We start from the raw sequence: 19,191 nt of genomic DNA, 5'->3' as shown, positions 1-19,191 counted from the left end.
AAGTATTTAATCATATACTATTGGAATAAGTTATTGGAGTTTATGGTAGCAAAAGACACTTCACCCTATTTTCCTACAAGATCATCTAATTAAACCCACAATATTGGGTGCTACTTTTTAAAATTCTGATATTTGACAAGGTATTTCTTCTACCAAATAAATACCAATTCAAAAAACAGCATTGTTTTGACCCAAAAGAATATGAAAACAACCTCCATTGCCGTGCTCCTTACTTGTTTTAACCGTAAGGATAAAACCTTGGCATGTTTAGAACGTCTTTATAAGGCCCATGTACCTTTACAAGAGCATATAAGATTAGACATTTACCTTACGGATGACGGTTCAACGGATGGCACGGGGGATGCCGTACGCGATCAGTACCCAAAGGTGCATGTACTTAAGGGCACTGGCGACCTTTATTGGGCGGGCGGTATGCGACATTCTTGGAAAGAGGCTTTACAGGGCGATTATGATGCCTATCTTTTGCTTAACGACGATACGGACGTACATCCTAATTTTCTTACTACATTATTATCCACCGGCGAATTCTGTCTTCAAAATTATGGACAGGAAGGTGTCTACATTGGTTCTACAAAGGATAAAAAAAGTAATTCATTATCCTATGGAGGTGCCAAATTGACCAATACCTTTTGGTTCAAGTACCAGTTTATCCAACCCACGGATACCCCTCAGGAATGCGATCTTGGAAATGCGAATATCATGTGGGTACCAAGGACCGTAGTAAAAAAAATTGGTATATTATCTGAAGGGTATATTCACGGGGTCGCAGATTATGACTACACCTTAAAAGCACGAAAGAAAAATGTACCTGTACTCATTACCCCAGGCTTTTTGGGTCATTGTACGGACGACCATGAGAATGCCTATAGCAACTTTCACAAGCTGTCCATACGGCAAAGAATCAAAAAATTGTGGAACCCCATTGGTTTAGATCTACGGAGCAATCTGCTGCTGCAACGCAAGTTTTTTCCCGTACGTGTTCCCTTTGTCCTATTTTCCGCATTCTTAAAAGTAGTATTCCCAAAAATGTATATAAAACGGTTTGATTTTAATTAAACAACCAACAAACACCATTAAAAGCATACGTATTTATAGAATAGGCCAAAACCGGCATCAGAGCAAAAAATAATTGACCATGAAACGAGCATTAAAAAATTTTAAAAATTTATTTATAAAAGTAAATGTTTAAAATTTTTAGTGAGAGAACGAGTACAACGAGTGTTTGCACACGTTCTTAATTTTATAATTTTTTTACCATTAGTTAATTACTAAAATTTAAACGTGTGAAAAACCATATTGCCACATGGATCTATTTGGAATCCAAGGAGGAAAAATCAAAATACCCCAATAATAAAGGGGACGCCAGTTCTAAAAGCTTTCAAGAAGTCTACTGGAAATGCGTGATCCTCTTTTACGAAACCTCTTTGCGATATAATCCGGAAGCCCATCATCTTCTATTTTCCAACAGCAAGGAATTGCCCATTATCAACGGTTTTTCCGTAGCGGATTTCCTTGAGGAGAACAACATAGAATTGATAACGTTACCCAACAAATATCCATTGCCAAAAAACTACTTTGACAGATTTAGAAACCAATTCTTCGAGTTCAGCATCATTGATCATGTTGCCCAACATATAAATCAAGAGGATGGTTTCTTATTACTGGACTCCGATTGTATCTTTACAAAACCTGCTGCACCATTATTTCAAAATTTACACAATGGTTATAATGCCATTACATATGTAGTTGACGAGGAAAGGGAGTATCAGGTGCACGGGGTAACGGGAAAGGACATGCGAACTATTTTTAAGGACTGGGGCGTTGAACTCAAAGACAATCCATTCTATTGTGGAGGCGAAGTACTACTTGCCAATGGAAAATTCCTTAAAAAGGTTGCCGATCATTTTCCTGATCTTTATAAGGATATGTTGGACAGGAATCAAAAGAACCTACCAAAGTTCAATGAAGAGGCACACACCCTTAGTTATTATTACTATAAACATGATGCGCTTATGAATGGTCTTAAGCCGTTTATCAAAAGACTGTGGACCAATAGAAATTACTTTAGAAATGTAGAAGCGGACAGTAAAAACCTTACCATCTGGCATTTACCAAACGAAAAAAACACGGGACTGGCCAGATTGTTCGAAAAGCACACAATGCAAAGACTTTCCACCATGGAGGAAACCAGCTTTCAGGAATTAATCTATAATGAATTGTTACGGGCGGAGAACTATCCTATAGACTGGTATCTAAAGTTTAAAAATTTTCTGTACAAAACCAGCCTTTTCCTTGGCCTAAAAACGAAATAATAATCATCTTAAAGAGCTCGAAATAGTCCAAATGGTACTCTACCAAATAAATGTTGAAGCCAACTATGGGTCCACTGGCAAAATCGCAGAGGCCTTGGGCAATAGGGTTATAGATCGTGGAGGGAAGGCATATCTGGCCCATGGTAGAAAGCATAGAAAATCCAACCTTAACACCTTTCAAGTGGGTAATTGGTGGTCCTACGGATGGCACTTGTTAATTTCCAGATTGTTTGATGCCCATGGTAAGGGATCGTTTTGGGCAACAAGGAAATTGGTACGCCACCTTGAAAAAATGCAACCGGATATTATCCATTTACATAATATTCACGGATACTTTATCAATTATAAGGTACTTTTCCAATACTTGGAAAAGTATCAAGGCGTCGTAATTTGGACACTTCATGATTGCTGGGCCTTTACGGGACATTGTACCCATTTTGAACCTCATGGATGTGAAAAATGGAAAAACGGTTGCAGCAAATGTCCCGCACTAAGAGACTATCCAAAGAGTTATCTTCTAGACAGGTCCCTTTATAACTACAAGCACAAAAAGGAAAGCTTCAATAACATAAAAAACCTGCACCTGGTTCCGGTATCAAACTGGTTAAAATCCTATTTGGACAAGTCCTTTTTACGGACAAAACCAAATACCGTTATAAAAAACGGTATTGACCTGAACGTTTTTAGCCCCGCAAAAACCTCAAAAAAACTGTTTCCCAATAAAAAAATCATTCTAGGGGTGGCAAGTGTCTGGGACAAAAACAAAGGCTTGTATGATTTCCATAAGATGCAAAAACTTTTGAACGAAGATGAGACCATTGTACTCATAGGGTTGAACCCTAATCAAATAAAATCCCTACCCGACGGCATCGTTGGGGTCGAGCGAACTTCAGATTTGAACGAGCTGATCGAATATTACACAAGGGCCGACTGTTTTATGAACCTCACATATGCAGATAGTTACCCTACGACCATCATGGAGGCTGTGGCCTGTGGAACACCGGTCATCACTTATGATACGGGTGGGTGTCCTGAAATGGTTGAAAATTCAGAGCTAAGTATAACGGTTCCCAAAAAAAGATTTGATTTAGCCTTGGAAACCTTTAGAAATTTGGTGATGAACCATGATTCTTCAACCATGGCAAATAAATCCAGAAATCATGCGTTAATATCATTCGACGGCCAAATGCAATTGAACGGCTATTTTGATTTATACGAAAATCTACTTAATTGAACGAGACCATAGTATACCCAATTATGGCTAAGTATTAAAGTAGTTTGATACCATAATTATGAGAATTATCCTTGACAATATCATCTTTCAACTTCAAATATCCGGGGGAATATCTAATTATTGGTATCAATTAATTTCCCATATCATTCAAAAGGAAAATTACGAGACCTTCTTTTTTGATGATACTGACACCGATAATATTTTTAGGAATCTACTTAATTTAAAAGCGTTTCCAAAATTAGGTAGGCAAAACCTTCCTTTGGGGCGATACATAAATCCCAAATTGGCAAATGAAACTGAAAAGGCGATTTTCCATTCCAGCTATTACCGAACATCGCAAAATAAAAACCATATAAGCATTACCACGGTTCATGACTTTACCTATGAACATTTCATTAGGACACCCAGTAGCATCGCCCACAAACTACAAAAGAAACAGGCTATACTTAATTCCGAAGGAATTATCTGTATTTCCCAAAACACAAAAAAAGATCTGTTGAAATTTATTCCGGCCGCCAAGGATTTGGATATTACCGTAATTCCTCACGGTGTTTCATCCGAAACGTTTTTTGAACTTTCCAAAGAAGACAGGGATGCACATCAGTTGACCAAATTCCCTACAAACGGCTATTTGCTATATGTAGGAGATAGAAAATCCGCTTATAAGAATTTTGATAAAGCAGTTGAAACTTCCATTTTAGCGAATATCCCCCTTGTGATTCTTGGAGGAGGACCGTTATCTACACATGAACGGGAAGTCCTGGCGAAGAACAGAGCCGAAAACCATTATGAACACTTTGGAAAGGTGGACAACTTTTCCCTGAATTGGTTTTACAACAATGCCTTTGCCCTGCTCTACCCTTCCGCCTATGAAGGTTTTGGACTCCCGGTAATCGAGGCACAAATGGCAGGGTGCCCGGTCGTAGCCCTCAACGCATCTTCAATACCCGAAGTTGCAGGCAATGCGGCCATTTTGGTCAAAGAGAACGAAGTTGAACAATTTACCCAGGCGGTACACCAATTAACGGATGAAAATTTGAGAGCCCAGCTTAGAAGCAAGGGGTTCCAAAATGCTTCAAAATTCACGTGGAAGAATACATTCGACCTCACCGCGGCGTTTTATGCAAATCTATATAAGAGATAAAGTATGAAAGTAAGCATAATAACAGGGACCTATAATAGCGAAAAATATGTATTGGATTGTGTATCGTCCATAAACGATCAAACATATGCCAACATGGAACATATTATCATTGACGGTGCTTCAAAGGACAATACTGTAGAAATAATCAAAAAAGCTCCTAACAGGGTAAGTAGACTTATTTCCGAACCTGATGGTGGTATATATAACGCTATGAACAAAGGGCTTAAATTAGCTGACGGCGAAATTCTGGGTATTCTAAATTCCGATGATTTTTACAATACCAACAATGTGATATCTGAAGTAGTTGATACATTTAAAGAAACTGGCGCCGATTGTGTTTTTGGTAATTTATATTACGTGGAAGCCGAAAATACAGATAAAATTGTTCGGAAATGGATTACAGGCCCTTATTACAAAAACGCCTTTAGAAAAGGATGGCATCCCGCCCACCCAAGCTTTTTCGTAAAACGTGAGATTTATGAAAAATATGGGTATTTTGACGAAAGTTTGGATTTAGCGGCAGATTTTGAGATAATGCTGCGTTTTTTGGAAAAGCATGGTATTTCCTGGAGCTATATAGAAAAGCCACTGGTTAGAATGAGGCTTGGTGGAGCCACTAGTAAAAATATTACGAATATTGTCAAAGGAAATAAGGAATGCCTTAAGGCTTTTCGGAAGAATAAAATACCAATCAATAATTTTTATACAGTCAAAAGACTTGTTCCCAAATTGAAACAGTATTTTCAATAATAAAAAGAACCAAGAATAGAATTGAATGGCTATGTTTCAAAACACGATAGTAGCCTAATAAAAATAATAAAGATGATCATACTAGGCCTAAATACGCATCATGCAGACTCTTCAGCTGCGATTTTTGTAAACGGCAAACTCATTGCTGCGACGGAGGAGGAACGTTTCACGAGAATAAAACATTGGGCAGGTTTCCCCGCTCAGGCTATTCAATTCTGCCTGAATGAGGCCAATACTACCCTTGAAGCCGTGGATTACATAACTATAGGGCGGGATGCTAGTGCAAAAATGGGCAAAAAGGTACTTTTCGCCCTCAAAAATATAAAAACAGGAAAGTCCTTAATACAAAATAGGTGGGAAAACAGAAATGATATTACCTCTATACCAGAGCAATTTGCAACCGCGTTTGGTTGCAAAAAAGAGATGATTGAAGAGAAACTTATAAAGGTTGAGCATCATAGGGCGCATTTGGCCTCCACTTTTTTTGCAAGTCCCTTTGATGAAGCTGCCTTATTGTCCATAGACGGGTCCGGTGATTTTAGTACCTGCATGTATGGCTACGGCAAAGGAAACAAAATAGATATCTATGATAGCATAGATTATCCTGTGTCACTAGGATTTATATATACGGCATTTACACATTTTTTGGGCTTCCCGCATTATGGAGATGAATATAAGGTAATGGGTCTCGCCCCGTACGGCAATCCTACACAGGTTGAAAAGGTTAGGAAACTTATTAAACTGGAGCCTAAAGGTAAATGGACTTGGGATTTCTCTTATTTTGGGGAAATAAAAGTAAAATATGAAAACAACCAACCCGTAGTTCCCTCTTTTTTCACAGAAAAATTTGAGGCATTGTTTGGAAAACCAAGACAAAAAGAAGAAGAGCTGACCCAATATCATAAAGATTTGGCAAAATCCGTTCAGCAGGTCACCGAAGAGATTATTTTTCACATGGCATCCTATTTACAGAAAAAGACAGGGTCCAAAAATTTGTGTATTGCAGGTGGAGTAGCCCAAAATTCTGTCGCAAACGGAAAAATTATTGCAAATACGGAGTTTGACAATCTTTATATACCTTCTGCCGGACATGATGCGGGAATTTCCATGGGATCCGCGCTCTATCATTACAATCATGTCCTAGATATAAAAAGGGCAGAACCTATATTATCCGCAAGTACAGGTGCCAAATTTGATAACGAACAAATTGAAAACTATTTGAACGAAATAGGGGTTGCTTATAAAAGAATTGATGACGACGATGAATTATTCGATTATTTGGTAGCCAAACTAATTGAGCCCGCGGTTGTTGGTTGGTTTCAAGGCAGGGCGGAATTTGGCCCCAGGGCTTTGGGAAACAGGTCCATAATCGCAGACCCCAGAAACCCAAAAGCAAAAGAATTATTAAACCTTAAAATTAAAAGAAGGGAGAGTTTTAGACCCTTTGCCCCTTCCATTCTAAAAGAATATGTCCCTGAATATTTCGAATATACGGAGGATGTCCCTTTTATGGAAAAGGTTTTTCCAATAAAACCAGAGAAGCATAAATTGATTCCGGCCGTAACACATGTTGATGGTACGGGAAGATTGCAAAGTGTAGATAAAAACACATCGCCAAGATACTATGGGCTCATAGAGAAGTTTGGAAAAAAAACAGGGGTGCCCATCTTATTGAATACTTCCTTCAATGAAAATGAACCTATAGTCAACACCCCGGCAGAAGCCTATGCCTGTTTCGCTAGAACCCAAATGGACGTCCTAGTTATGGAAAATATACTTGTGGAGCGTTAACAACAAACATTGTTGATTTCTTGTTAAACTTTTGATAAAAATAGAAACTTAGGGAAAAAAGGGGAATCCAAAGCGGGCAATACCAGCGTATATTTGTTGAAAATACATTTGCTTGAAGTTTTTCGCCCCCAAATTGAAAAAGACGCAACTAACGACAATTTATTTTTTAGTAAGTTCCTTGTGGTGCTTGGGACAAGTTGCGTTTGAAAACGCATTTCTAAACCTTTCTTTTAATTTTCCTGTGGAACTGCAGGCTTCAACGGACGGCACGAATCGCCTTTTTGTTCTTGAACAACCTGGTCTAATCAAAGTCTTTCCCAATGACCCTACTACTTCCAATGATGGGGTTTCCGTATTTCTGGACATTCGATCCAAAATAGCCTACAGTGCAGGACAGGAAATTGGCCTTTTGGGACTGGCCTTTCATCCAGATTTTACCAATAACGGCCATGTATTTGTATATTATATCGATAGACCCTCTAATTTTAGAATCAATATTGCCAGATACACGGTTTCAGAGTCAAATAGCAATAGCCTGGATCTTTCTTCTGAATTTATCCTGGCCCAGTTCGTAAAGAATCAAGGGGACTCCAACCATAATGGAGGAAAAATAGCCTTTGGGCCTGATGGATATCTTTATGCATCCATAGGCGATGGGGGTGGTGGCGGTGATCCTATGGGCAATGGGCAAAACTTGGAAACCGTTTTTGGAAGTATCATTCGAATCGATGTTGATATCAATGGCGACAACCCTTTGGAAACCAACCCCGAAGAACCCAACGGACGCTATGAAATCCCTAATGACAATCCAAGGGTAGGTCAATCAGGATTGGACGAACTTTATGCTTGGGGAATACGAAATACCTGGAAGTTCTCTTTCGACGAACAGGGTAGACTTTGGGGCGCGGATGTTGGTCAAAATGCGTATGAAGAGATAAATATTATTACAAGAGGTGGCAATTACGGCTGGAATCGCTTTGAAGGTAGCAGCCAACCAAGTTATGGTTCAAACACAGACCTTGCAACCTCACCCGATGTAAAACCAATCTTCATTTATGACCACAACCAAGGTGATGTTTCAATTACAGGTGGTTATAGCTATAAGGGAAGCTTAAATGACCCAAGATTACAAAACAGTTATATTTACGGCGATTACGTATCTGGTCGGGTTTGGGCTCTAAAACACAACTTTTCCGATGGTACTTCAAGCAACGAATTATTATTCAAGACCAACGGGCAATTCATTTCTTCCTTTGGTGAAGACGAAAATGGGGAGCTCTATTTTTTGGACTATCGCGCCAATGCGAATATCTATGCGATAACTGAAACCAATACAGGACCAAACACCATAGCAGTAGATGGTATTGGGTTTTGGAAAGCATTGGGTCTTGGAACCAATGGCATTGTAGAATGTTTGGCCGAAAACACCAATGGCGACATTATCGTTGGTGGCACGTTTACGGAGGCAGGTGGCACCCCCGTCTCCAATATTGCCGTTTATGATTCACTGAATACTTGGAAAAACCTAGGATTAGGCTCCAATGGAACTATATTTTCAATTGCCGTTTCACAAAATGGATTGGTATATGCCGCTGGGGATTTTAGTGAAATTGGGGGGATAAATGCTAATAATATTGCTTATTATGACGGCCAACAATGGAATCCCATGGCCTTAGGGACGAATGGACCAATATCCAAAATTGCCTTCGACAATTTGGGGACGACATTGTATGTTGGCGGGGTTTTTTCCACGGCAGGTAGCGAAACCGTGAACAACATTGCAAAATGGGAAAATGATATTTGGCAAGGTTTAACTAATGTCCAGACCGGATCCACAGGTACTAACAATGAAATAAGGGCACTGGCCTTTGATGATCAAAACAATCTATATGTAGGAGGTAATTTTGACATGGCCGGTGGTGTAGCCGCCAATAGAATTGCCCAATGGAACGGGAGTACATGGCAGTCACTGGGAACTGGCACAAGTGGCTTTGTACAGGCCATTGATTTCCACGATGGCTACCTATATGCAGGGGGCAATTTTGTAAATGCCGGAAATACCACGGTAAACCGTATTGCAAGATTTGATTTGGAAGATGGATTATGGGAACCCTTGGGCAACGGACTAAGTGGAAATGTAAATGCCTTGGTTGTAGAAAATGATTATGTGTATGTTACGGGCACTTTTGAAACTGCTAGCAACATCAATAATACAAATGAAATAATGAACAATGTGGCCAGATGGAGTTCTTTGGAAGGTTGGCAAGCCATGGGGTCAGGAAAACAAGTAGGAATAAATACGCGCGGAAACGCCCTATTATTTACGGAAACGAACAACGAGATAATTCTTGGTGGAAATTTCAATATTTCGGGAAACCTGTCAACCACAAACAACATTTCAAAATGGACCGAATGGAATTGTGACATCGATTCTATAATACCAGAATACAACAAAAATGGCAACTGGATTGAAGGCACTAAAAATCTTACGGTTGCAAAAGGCGATACCTTAATTGTGAGCATGATGCCCAATGATGTCGATTTTACGATTGAATCACCTGATGGTGCTGTTCAAAGTGGAGATCTTAACCTTGGTGTGGTCAATGAAGAGGATCAGGGAACGTATATTATTATAACGGAAGAGGGATGTGTTGAAGAAATCAATATCATTGTTGAAAACCAAAATGATATTGATGACCTGGATGGGGATGGGATATCCAATACCATAGATTTATGTCCTAACACAAAAGTGGGCGGATCTGTTGATGCAAGGGGTTGTAGTATATGGAATTTTACCTCCGATCAAATTTTGCTTTCACAGCAGGATGTAATTTGCGAAGGTTCCAACAATGGCCTCATTCAAATAGAAAACAGCACCTCGGATTCCTTTATTGCATCGGTTACAGGCGAAGGATTGACGATGTCCAAAGAATTAATTAATGAAATTAGTGTTGAAAACTTAAAGCCGGGCGTTTATGAAATATGCCTAACGTCGGATGGTACTATCAGTTCCGAAAACTGCGCCCAAATAGTTATTGGGGAACCTGAGCCATTTACAGTGAATACTTCATTGGATTCTGACTTCAAAACCTTGACAATAGAATTGACAGGTGCCTCTGAATATTTTGTGACGCTAAACGGGAAAACAGTTTCAGAAACCAAACCGCAACTTTTTTTACCAATTGAAAATTCCGTCAATGAACTCACGGTAACTACCAACGAACCTTGTTCTTATAGCTATAATGACATTATTGTTCTGGAAAACGCTCTTATTGCATACCCCAACCCCTTCAATGAGGAAATCAATATCGATTTGGCCCATGAAAATATTGAAGAGGAAATAATTACAATTAGAATCTATGACTTAACGGGAAAACAAGTTTATGAAAGAGAAGAGTCGAATGCAGCAACCCTTATGAATGTAAATACGGAAAATCTTATTGAAGGAATATATACTTTGGAAATGCAGATAGGCACTTCTAAAAAACGATATACCAAGATTGTTAAGTAACAATCATTCTATAACTCCGTCAACCCAACCACAGGTAAGCATTTTATCTCCAAAATAGGGATTAAAAATGCCTTCTTCATAACTCAACCAACTTCCTCCGCCATTGGGTACACAATCACAGTGCTGTATATATAGTTTCTTTGGTAATTGCCCTTCAATGGTAGTCATAGAACTAATAAACAATTCCGATAGCTTCTTGAAGGCTATCCGCTGATTTTCTATGTCCGTAGCATCTTTGATAGCTTCAAGGTTAAATTTCAAGTGCTCCAATTGGCTATCATCAAATTCCCTATTGGATGTTTCCAATTTCCTTATGCCTTCCAATAGCATCGACGCATGAACTTTTACCTCTTTATAATCTGTGGAAACCAAAGCATCCTTAATTTCCATATATTCGGGCAGCAACGTGGGGAAATCCCTTAACAACCCAATATTCAAATCCAATTTTCCTTCTGGTAGTTCATGCGAATGATGTTCTTCCCTCAATCCATCATTGACCTCTTGGACGTGCATCATGGACTTTTTCCCATTAAGTTGAGCAGCGGCGTCAACGGTAAAGGTTCCATTTACAACAATCCTGTCTCCTGGCTTGATACCCTCCAAAACTTCAAATGCATCCGCCATTTCATGACCTAATAGAACTTGTACCATCTCATAAACCGGGGTATCCATATTCATCTCCCTGTAAACCACAGAACGCTTACCCGTCCAAAGTACCGCCGATTTAGGTATTACGATAGCTGAATTTGACAAGGGTTTTGTCTTTAGTTTTCCTTCAACAAACATACCAGGCTTTAAAAGCCCCATTTCGTTGATCAGTGCTACTCTCACAGTCATGGACCTTGTTTGCGTATTGACAATAGGGTCTATAAAATCAACTTTTCCAGAAAACTCTTTGTTCAAGGCCTTGACGTAAATCTTACTTTCTTGACCTAGTTCCAAAAATGGAACATGGGATTCATAGGCATCCAGCTCAACCCAAACTTTTCGCAAGTCAGAAACTTTATAAAGAGGCTGCCCTTCCTTATAATAGTTGCCTTCAGTTGCATAAACTTCCATTACGGTTCCTGTATTATCAGCATAAAATGGAAAGTTCTTTAATGGCTTTCCGCTTTGAATCATTTCTTCAATTTGGGCATCCGTTACCTTCCAAAGACCTAAGGTATTTCGGGCTGCATCGTATAATTTTTCATGACTATTCTTATACGACACGGAAGTTAAAAGTTTGTCCTGTGCAATATACAGTTCAGGCGAGTATACTTCCCCGATTTCTTGGCCCTTGTATACCTTTTCACCTATAGTATTGGGATACAATTTGTCAAGTCTACCATCAAATAGGAATGTTTGAACCGCATCTGTTTCTTTATTCGTCGTTATAATTCCTGATAGTTTAACTTCTCCAGGGGCATCAGGCAAATCCTTTGAAATCGTTATGGTCTCAATATTGGCAAGAGCCGCGGCTTCACGAGAAATGGTAAACTGATTGTCCGAAAGTATGGTCTCGCTCAAATTCAAGGGAGTCAAATCCATTCCGCATAAAGCGCATTTTTGACCTTCCTCACCATTAATATGAGGATGCATGGAACAAGTCCACTTTACATTTTCATTTATTTCTTCATTTGGCAAAGGCTTAGACCTTGATTCTGAATCAAGGCCAAATAAAAGATACCCCAGGAGAATACCTAGACCTAAAAAACCTACCCATGAAGCTCGTTTTCGAGACATTTAAATCAATTTCCCTTTATAAAGACTACTATTTAAAAATACACCATATTCAATAAATTAGAAAGCTCTTGAATATCCATCTCTACATTAGAACAATACAGTTTCATATTTTTAAAACTCCATAATACTAAACTGTGACCTTCGGTTCTCCTGATGTTTGACCTCTGGACATTTTACCCCATTGCCACATTCATTGGTCAGCTGGGATTCACCCTGGGCCTTTCCAACCAAACGAGCGGATGTAATTCCCAATTCATTTAAGTAGTTGACCGTTCTTTCCAATCGTCTTTCAGATAACCATTGGTTAAATTCCTCGGGACCCCTCGCATCCGTATGGGCGGAAATCTCCAATTTGACGGTTTCATGTTCTTTTAGTATGGCTGCAAGTTTATCCAACAATGACTTATCCTCATTTGTCAAATACGAGGAATTAAACCTAAAATAAACCCGCCCTAAGCCGTCTATTTGATCTTGAATCGCTTTTTGTTCTGCCTCTGTTTTATCCCTAGCGGCTTTTTCTGCGGCGGCCAGCTCGGCAGCCTCCTTTTCCTTTTGAAGTCGCTCTGCCAACAAAGCTTCCTCTTTTAATCGATTTACTTCGGCAATCGAATCTGCCTGTCGTTGTTTTTCCTTTTCAATGGCAGCCAACAATTCCTTCTTCTCCTCGCCCCTTTTTGATAGCCCCTTTTCGATACCAAATTGGTAAACTACCCCAGCGGCATGTTGGATATGGTTAGTTGCACCTTCCGACTGGCTCATCGCCCACTTTCCAGACGAGTTGAAATCCAAGCCCCATCTATCCGAAAACCATGTTCTAAATCCTACCACGGCATTGTACGTTCCCCTTCCCAAATTATTGGCCTCGGTATAACCCGCTCCTACACCAACGTATGGATCGAACCAACCGGTTTCCCCTATAATTTTGTTCAAATCATAGGTAATCCTAGCATCAATGGCATAATAGTCAATATCTTCAGGATTCACTTGCCCATCAATAATTTTGCCCTCTTTATACTTGTTCAAAGTCCCTATGGCCTCCACACCTAGTCCACTTTTGAAATATCTTCCTAAACTTAACCTGGAAGGATACGGCAAGATATTCCACTCATCCCCAATATTAAGCAAACCGTCAAAAACGTTCCCGGAATCATCTACGGCATTGAAACCAAGGCCTACCATCCATGAACTTATGACGATACTATCCTTTGAGGTGATTTGAAGTTCTTCTTCCTGACCAAAAGAGATATTGGAAAAGGCAAGAGTTGCTATTGCTGAAAATAAAATTTTGGTTCTCATGTCCATTGAATTTGGGTATTAAAGTGTAAAACTAGTATAATAAACACTAGTTTTCAAAAAAGTCCTTTGTAAGGTATTTTTTATCGTTTGATAGATGTATTCCTATAAATATCCGATGTAATCTATTGGATTATTACATCCTTATTTGTTTTGGGAACACTGTAAATGAAAAAAGGTGTCAAAACAGCGGTAGTTTCTTTTCTAGAACTTGTCCTTAGCTTCTTCAGGAGTAAACTTTCATTGGACGACTTCCGAAGGGCTATATCGGGTTCGTTATTGGTAGTAGTACCTTTTAAGCGAACAATGACCGAATTTCTTTTAAAATCGATTTCCGGAACAGGAAGGCCTGGTTTTCTGGTTCGATTGATTTTTCCGAAAAACTCCTCAAATTCCAACCGACTATCGATTTTTAACAACTGTTCCTGTTCAAAGCCACTATGATCTCCGCTGATAATGAGGTCCATTGCAACTGTATCGGTATTTTCGAGTTTCATTTTTTCTTGACTCTTGCAAGAACCCAAGGAAACTGCGAGAATAAATAGGAGGATAAAGGGCCTAAACATTTTTTAATCGGCTATTATAGGCTCTTTCATATACTTTCTCGTACAGTGGCAATACCTTTAAAATATCGAACTTTTCGGCTTCCTTTACGGCGTTCAATTTAAATCGCTCCAAGGTGTCATCATCCTCCAAAATGGATATCGCATTTTGTGCCATTTCCTCAATGTTCCCAATATCACTTAAATATCCTGTTACGCCATGGACGTTCACCTCCGGAATTCCTCCGGTATTACTAGAAATCACAGGAACTTTATTAATCATGGCCTCCAAGGCCGCCAAACCAAAACTTTCGGTTTGGGACGGCAGCAAAAAAAGATCGGAAAAGCATAGGATTTTGTCTATTTCATTACTATTTCCCAAAAAGATGACTTTATTGCCAATGCCCAAATCTTCACATAATCGTTCCGCACCTTCTTTTTCAGGCCCCTCTCCTACCATAATCAATTTAGAAGGTATCCTTTCCTGAATCTTCTGGAATACCTTGATTACATCGGGTATGCGCTTCACTTTCCTAAAGTTACTTATATGCGTAATTATACGCTCGCCATCCTTTGCCATAGCTGATCGTTGGCAATCCGTAAACGTGTGCTTGTATTTGTTTTTGTCTATAAAGTTGGGGATAACCTCTATATCATTTTTTATATCGAATATCTCCAAAGTACCTTGTTTTAGGCTTTCGGAAACAGAGGTTACCACATCGGATTGATTGATGCTAAAATTCACCGCAGGCTTATAAAACGGATGCTTGCCTACAAGGGTAATATCGGTTCCATGCAAGGTCGTCACCATCGGAACATAAATTCCCTGTTCCTCCAACATTTTCTGGGCCATATAACCGGCATAAGCATGGGGTATTGCATAATGGACATGTAACAAATCTATATTGTACAATTTTATGGTGTCCACCAATTTACTGGACAATGCCAACTCATAAGGCTGATAATGGAACAAAGGATATTCCGGCACATGTACCTCGTGAAAATAAATACTATTGTTTAAAAGTTCCAATCGCACGGGTTGACGATAGGTTACAAAATGTACCTCGTGCCCCCTATTCGCGAGAGCGATTCCCAATTCCGTGGCAACAACACCGCTACCACCAAACGTTGGGTAGCAAACAATAGCAATTTTCATGCGTATAAAATTAGTTCAATAGCTTGATTCTTAAACATTTCCTTTTGTATTGGAATTTAGCTTACCATAATAAATCCCTCTCTGAGGGTTTCATTCTGTCTAAATCCATTTTGTAATCGGTCAGTTATGAAAACCCAAAGGCATACAGGCTTTAAAGGAATCTTCCAACGGATGCCCTTGACTACAAAACTACTCTTTAATTTAGTATGGAGTCGTAAATGGCCTGCTGAATCCTAGTTCTTAACCCAGATTTAACTAAAAGGGTGTTGGAGGCCGATGGATAGGTACGGTTGGATAAAAACACATACACGATCTCCTCTTCCGGATCTGCCCAGGTGTACGTTCCCGTAAAACCACTATGTCCAAAGCTTTTTCTGGAAACACACCCGCAGGTGGGCCCACTGTGTTCCAGTTGGGGCTTGTCAAAGCCAACGCCCCTTCGTACGTTTTTATCACAAAAATAGCAGGTGTTGAATTTCTTTACGGTCCGGGAATCAAAGAACTTCGTCCCACCGTAGTATCCGTTCTGTAAATACATCTGCATAATCTTGGCCACGTCGTTCGCATTGCTGAACAGGCCCGCGTGACCTCCCACCCCACCTTGCATGGCCGCCCCCATGTCATGGACATAGCCCTGTACGGTCTGGTATCTATAATAATTATCCTCTTCTGAAGGCACGATCTTGTTCTTTGGAATCTTTTCCAAAGGATTGTACGTAGTGTAGTTCGCCCCTATTCTACTATATAGAAAATCGTTTGCGAGTACATCCAATTTTTCACCAAAAGTATCCTCTACGTACTTTTTCATGACGTAATATGGCACGTCGCTATAGCGATATCTGTTGGATTTTAAATCCTGTCTTCCAATCCTATTATAAATGGAATCGTTATAGGCATCCGTGAGATATAGGTTTTCTGCAACCTTGACCGAAAAGCCATCCGTTGGTTGGGTACGATAAAATTCCTTTGAAGGCCTTCTATTTTCGTCCAAGGTGCGGACATAAAAGGGAATCCAAGCAGGCAACCGTCCATAATGCGACAAGGCCTTTAAGACCGTTACGTTCTTGATTTCCGTATTGGAATATTCGGGTACCAGTTCCTCAAAAGTATCGTTCAAGGCAATCTTTCCTTCTTCCTCCATTTTCATAACCATGGGTAAGGTCGCTAAAATCTTTGTCAGCGAAGCTAGGTCGTAAATATCATCATCGGCGACGGCAACTTCGGACTCGTACGTGGGTTTCCCAAAACTTTTGTTGTACACCACTTTCCCATGTCTCGCCACCAAAACCTGGGCCCCAGGAAACATGAGACTATCCAGTCCGTCCTGAACCAATTCATCTACCTTGGAAAGGCCCTTTGAACTAAGACCTACCCTTTCCGGAAGACTATATCCCAACCTATTTAGCGATGACAATTGAATTCCTGTTCCGGCCCGAAATTCAAAACTTCCACTTACGGGCAACTTTCCCGAGGCGTGAATTGCACCAAACAGAAGTTCCGCGGTTTTCCTCTGGGCAATGGCGCTATTTTGATAGGAGACCACCACGGCATCAATATTCTGAAACGTGGAGATATCCGAAAGTGCATACGGTTTTGCAAATACGGTCAGGATTAGGTTTGAAGACCTTAAATTGGAAATTTCTTGCAGCCAAGCGAGTTCCCTGTCAGTAAACTTATAGGGTTTCCAGGGACTCTCATTGCTCTTATGGTGTCCGATGATTACCAAGTTATAATCCTCCAACTGCTTTTTGAGCGATTCAATGGTGTTGGCATTTACTTGGGTCACCGTAGTATATTTGTTCAGTTCCGTTATGAAGTCATCATTGGGAGCATCCCCAAATTTTACATAGGCGATTTTCTTGTTTTCCAAATTTTTAATGCCAAGCAAGTCAAACCGATTCTTAACAACTGTTAGGGCGTTCTCAATGGCTTCCTCATAGAGGATATCATCCTCAACGGTATTTAAATCCTCGTACAGATTGTCCAAGGCAATGGGTCTATAATTATGGAGTCCCACCTTGAATTTTGCCATTAATATCTTCTTCACGGATTGGGCAAGCCTTGCCTCACTGATCCGGCCCCTGTTGTAGTTTTTGATCAATAGGTCTTTGGCATCCTCCACGTTCTGGGGCATTAAAAGAATATCGTTGCCTGCGTTGAAAGCGGCCAACGCTACGGCACCATCGGTACCGAATTTGGCAACTCCCTGCATATTCAAGGCATCGGTAAAAACCAAACCTTCAAATCCCAGTTCCTCCTTGAGAATTCCAGAAATGATCTGTTCCGATAATGAGGATGGCAGACCTTCCTTGATTTCCATGGATGGCACCTCCAAATGGGCGACCATGACACTACTCAGACCTTCGTTGATCAACTTTTTAAAGGGATACAGCTCCAGACTGTCCAATCGCTCCCTGGAAAAAGGAATTACGGGCAGATCATGGTGGGAATCCACATCGGTGTCGCCATGGCCCGGGAAATGCTTTCCGCTGGATAGCACACCCGCACTTTCCATACCTTTCATAAAGGCGATGCCCTTATCAGCAACCACATCCCTAGTTTCCCCAAAGGAACGGTTGCCAATGATCGGATTATTAGGATTGGTGTTGATGTCGATATCCGGTGCAAAATTAATGTGCACCCCCAAGCGTTTTGCGTGCTGTCCCACCCTGTAGCCAACCTTTTCTATGATCTTATTGTCCTGAATGGCACCTAAGGTCATGTTCCAAGGAAAAGCATAGGTGGAGTCCAAACGCATGGCCAATCCCCATTCCGCATCCATTCCCACCAATAACGGTATCTTTGATAGGGATTGAAACTCGTTGCAAAGTTTGGCCTGGCGTACGGGCCCACCCTTTGAAAAAATGATTCCCCCTATTTTTTGCTCAAGAATGAGCTGCCTTATCTTCTCCTTTTCCCCATCGGGTTGGTTAGAGGTAACCATGACCATAAACAATTGCCCTACCTTTTCTTCCAAGGTCATTTTTTGGTATTGTTCGGTTACCCAAATGGCCTGGGCCAGACTATCCGAACTGACCAAAGGGTTTTGCCCAAAAAGAAAAAAAGAGCCAAAAAGAAAAAAGAAAAATTTGAGAAAAAGCTTCATGTGTTTTTACTGTATGGAAATAACATCAAACCATGAAATTTATTGCATTTCATCGATAAAACCTAATAAAAATAGATGTTAACGACCGCTAGCACCTAGACAAAACGCGCGTGCCAACTTTCGGAAGCGGGAACTTCCCAATGTTCCATATATTCACCCTTGGTCGCCACAAGGTTGTTGAAAACGATGGTATTCCGTGATATGGCCTTCTGTTTGGCCATGGCCTTAAAGTCCAATAAGTTCTTATAGGCTATAAAACCACCTTGCTTGAACGATACGTTCATTTTATCAAGCAGTTCCACTTGGTACTTTTTTTCCAAATGTTGTATAAAATGAACCGATGCATCAATGGAGCATCCTGTGGCAGCCTGCCCACTTTGGTCCAAGGCAATTACCAAAAACCTGTTGTACTTTATCTCAAAACCGGCCCTCAGGTCCTTACCGTGGGCCGTCCAGTTTTCCAAAAAAAGTGTAAGGTCGTCCTGTATTTCGTGTAATTCCCGTTCCGTAAAACTTCTGTTCGCCTGGTAAATCCATACCCTGGAACTATCGGGTAGTGTATTAAAATCTGCTAGCATGAATCCTTCTTTATAGTTTTAAAATCAA

13 protein-coding genes are annotated in these 19,191 nt (G+C 40.3%); 7 read left to right on the top strand and 6 right to left on the bottom strand.

Annotation, left to right across the window (positions count from 1 at the left end):
* Window positions 1-201: 201 nt before the first annotated feature.
* From ACZ41C_RS13790 to ACZ41C_RS13760, 7 genes are all read left to right on the top strand, one after another.
* On the top strand, window positions 202-1,077 hold the full coding sequence (locus tag ACZ41C_RS13790; RefSeq protein ID WP_464562235.1) for a glycosyltransferase family 2 protein: 876 nt from the start codon (window positions 202-204) through the stop codon (window positions 1,075-1,077).
* Window positions 1,078-1,304: 227 nt separating this feature from the next.
* Entirely contained in the window at window positions 1,305-2,333 is a 1,029-nt protein-coding gene (locus ACZ41C_RS13785) for a hypothetical protein (protein WP_464562233.1), read from the top strand.
* A gap of 31 nt (window positions 2,334-2,364) precedes the next feature.
* On the top strand, window positions 2,365-3,567 hold the full coding sequence (locus ACZ41C_RS13780) for a glycosyltransferase (RefSeq protein ID WP_464562232.1): 1,203 nt from the start codon (window positions 2,365-2,367) through the stop codon (window positions 3,565-3,567).
* Between the two features lie 58 nt (window positions 3,568-3,625).
* Entirely contained in the window at window positions 3,626-4,711 is a 1,086-nt protein-coding gene (locus tag ACZ41C_RS13775; protein ID WP_464562230.1) for a glycosyltransferase family 4 protein, read from the top strand.
* A gap of 3 nt (window positions 4,712-4,714) precedes the next feature.
* Entirely contained in the window at window positions 4,715-5,461 is a 747-nt protein-coding gene (locus tag ACZ41C_RS13770; protein WP_464562228.1) for a glycosyltransferase family 2 protein, read from the top strand.
* Window positions 5,462-5,533: 72 nt separating this feature from the next.
* Complete coding sequence (locus tag ACZ41C_RS13765; RefSeq protein WP_464562227.1) at window positions 5,534-7,252, top strand: carbamoyltransferase family protein; 1,719 nt, start codon at window positions 5,534-5,536, stop codon at window positions 7,250-7,252.
* A gap of 112 nt (window positions 7,253-7,364) precedes the next feature.
* Window positions 7,365-10,763 carry a PQQ-dependent sugar dehydrogenase gene (locus tag ACZ41C_RS13760; RefSeq protein WP_464562226.1) on the top strand — a complete coding sequence of 1,133 codons (3,399 nt, stop codon included), beginning with the start codon at window positions 7,365-7,367 and terminating at the stop codon, window positions 10,761-10,763.
* 3 nt (window positions 10,764-10,766) lie between these two features.
* Here the strand turns inward: ACZ41C_RS13760 and ACZ41C_RS13755 are convergent, their stop codons facing one another.
* From ACZ41C_RS13755 to ACZ41C_RS13730, 6 genes are all read right to left on the bottom strand, one after another.
* Window positions 10,767-12,488, bottom strand: a complete 1,722-nt coding sequence (locus ACZ41C_RS13755) for an efflux RND transporter periplasmic adaptor subunit (RefSeq protein ID WP_464562224.1) — start codon at window positions 12,486-12,488, stop codon at window positions 10,767-10,769.
* Between the two features lie 111 nt (window positions 12,489-12,599).
* A complete protein-coding gene (locus tag ACZ41C_RS13750; RefSeq protein ID WP_464562222.1) occupies window positions 12,600-13,784 on the bottom strand; it encodes an OmpA family protein in 1,185 nt (394 codons plus the stop codon).
* Window positions 13,785-13,906: 122 nt separating this feature from the next.
* Window positions 13,907-14,278 carry a hypothetical protein gene (locus ACZ41C_RS13745; RefSeq protein ID WP_464562220.1) on the bottom strand — a complete coding sequence of 124 codons (372 nt, stop codon included), beginning with the start codon at window positions 14,276-14,278 and terminating at the stop codon, window positions 13,907-13,909.
* 61 nt (window positions 14,279-14,339) lie between these two features.
* Window positions 14,340-15,479, bottom strand: a complete 1,140-nt coding sequence (gene bshA / locus ACZ41C_RS13740; protein WP_464562218.1) for an N-acetyl-alpha-D-glucosaminyl L-malate synthase BshA — start codon at window positions 15,477-15,479, stop codon at window positions 14,340-14,342.
* Window positions 15,480-15,675: 196 nt separating this feature from the next.
* Complete coding sequence (locus ACZ41C_RS13735; RefSeq protein WP_464562216.1) at window positions 15,676-18,585, bottom strand: glycoside hydrolase family 3 N-terminal domain-containing protein; 2,910 nt, start codon at window positions 18,583-18,585, stop codon at window positions 15,676-15,678.
* 95 nt (window positions 18,586-18,680) lie between these two features.
* Window positions 18,681-19,163: an ABC transporter ATPase gene (locus tag ACZ41C_RS13730; protein ID WP_464562214.1), complete on the bottom strand. Its 483-nt coding sequence runs from the start codon at window positions 19,161-19,163 to the stop codon at window positions 18,681-18,683.
* Between the last annotated feature and the right edge of the window lie 28 nt (window positions 19,164-19,191).

The organism is Maribacter sp. C-4077 (assembly GCF_055378385.1).
This window is presented reverse-complemented; position numbering and strand designations above follow the sequence as displayed.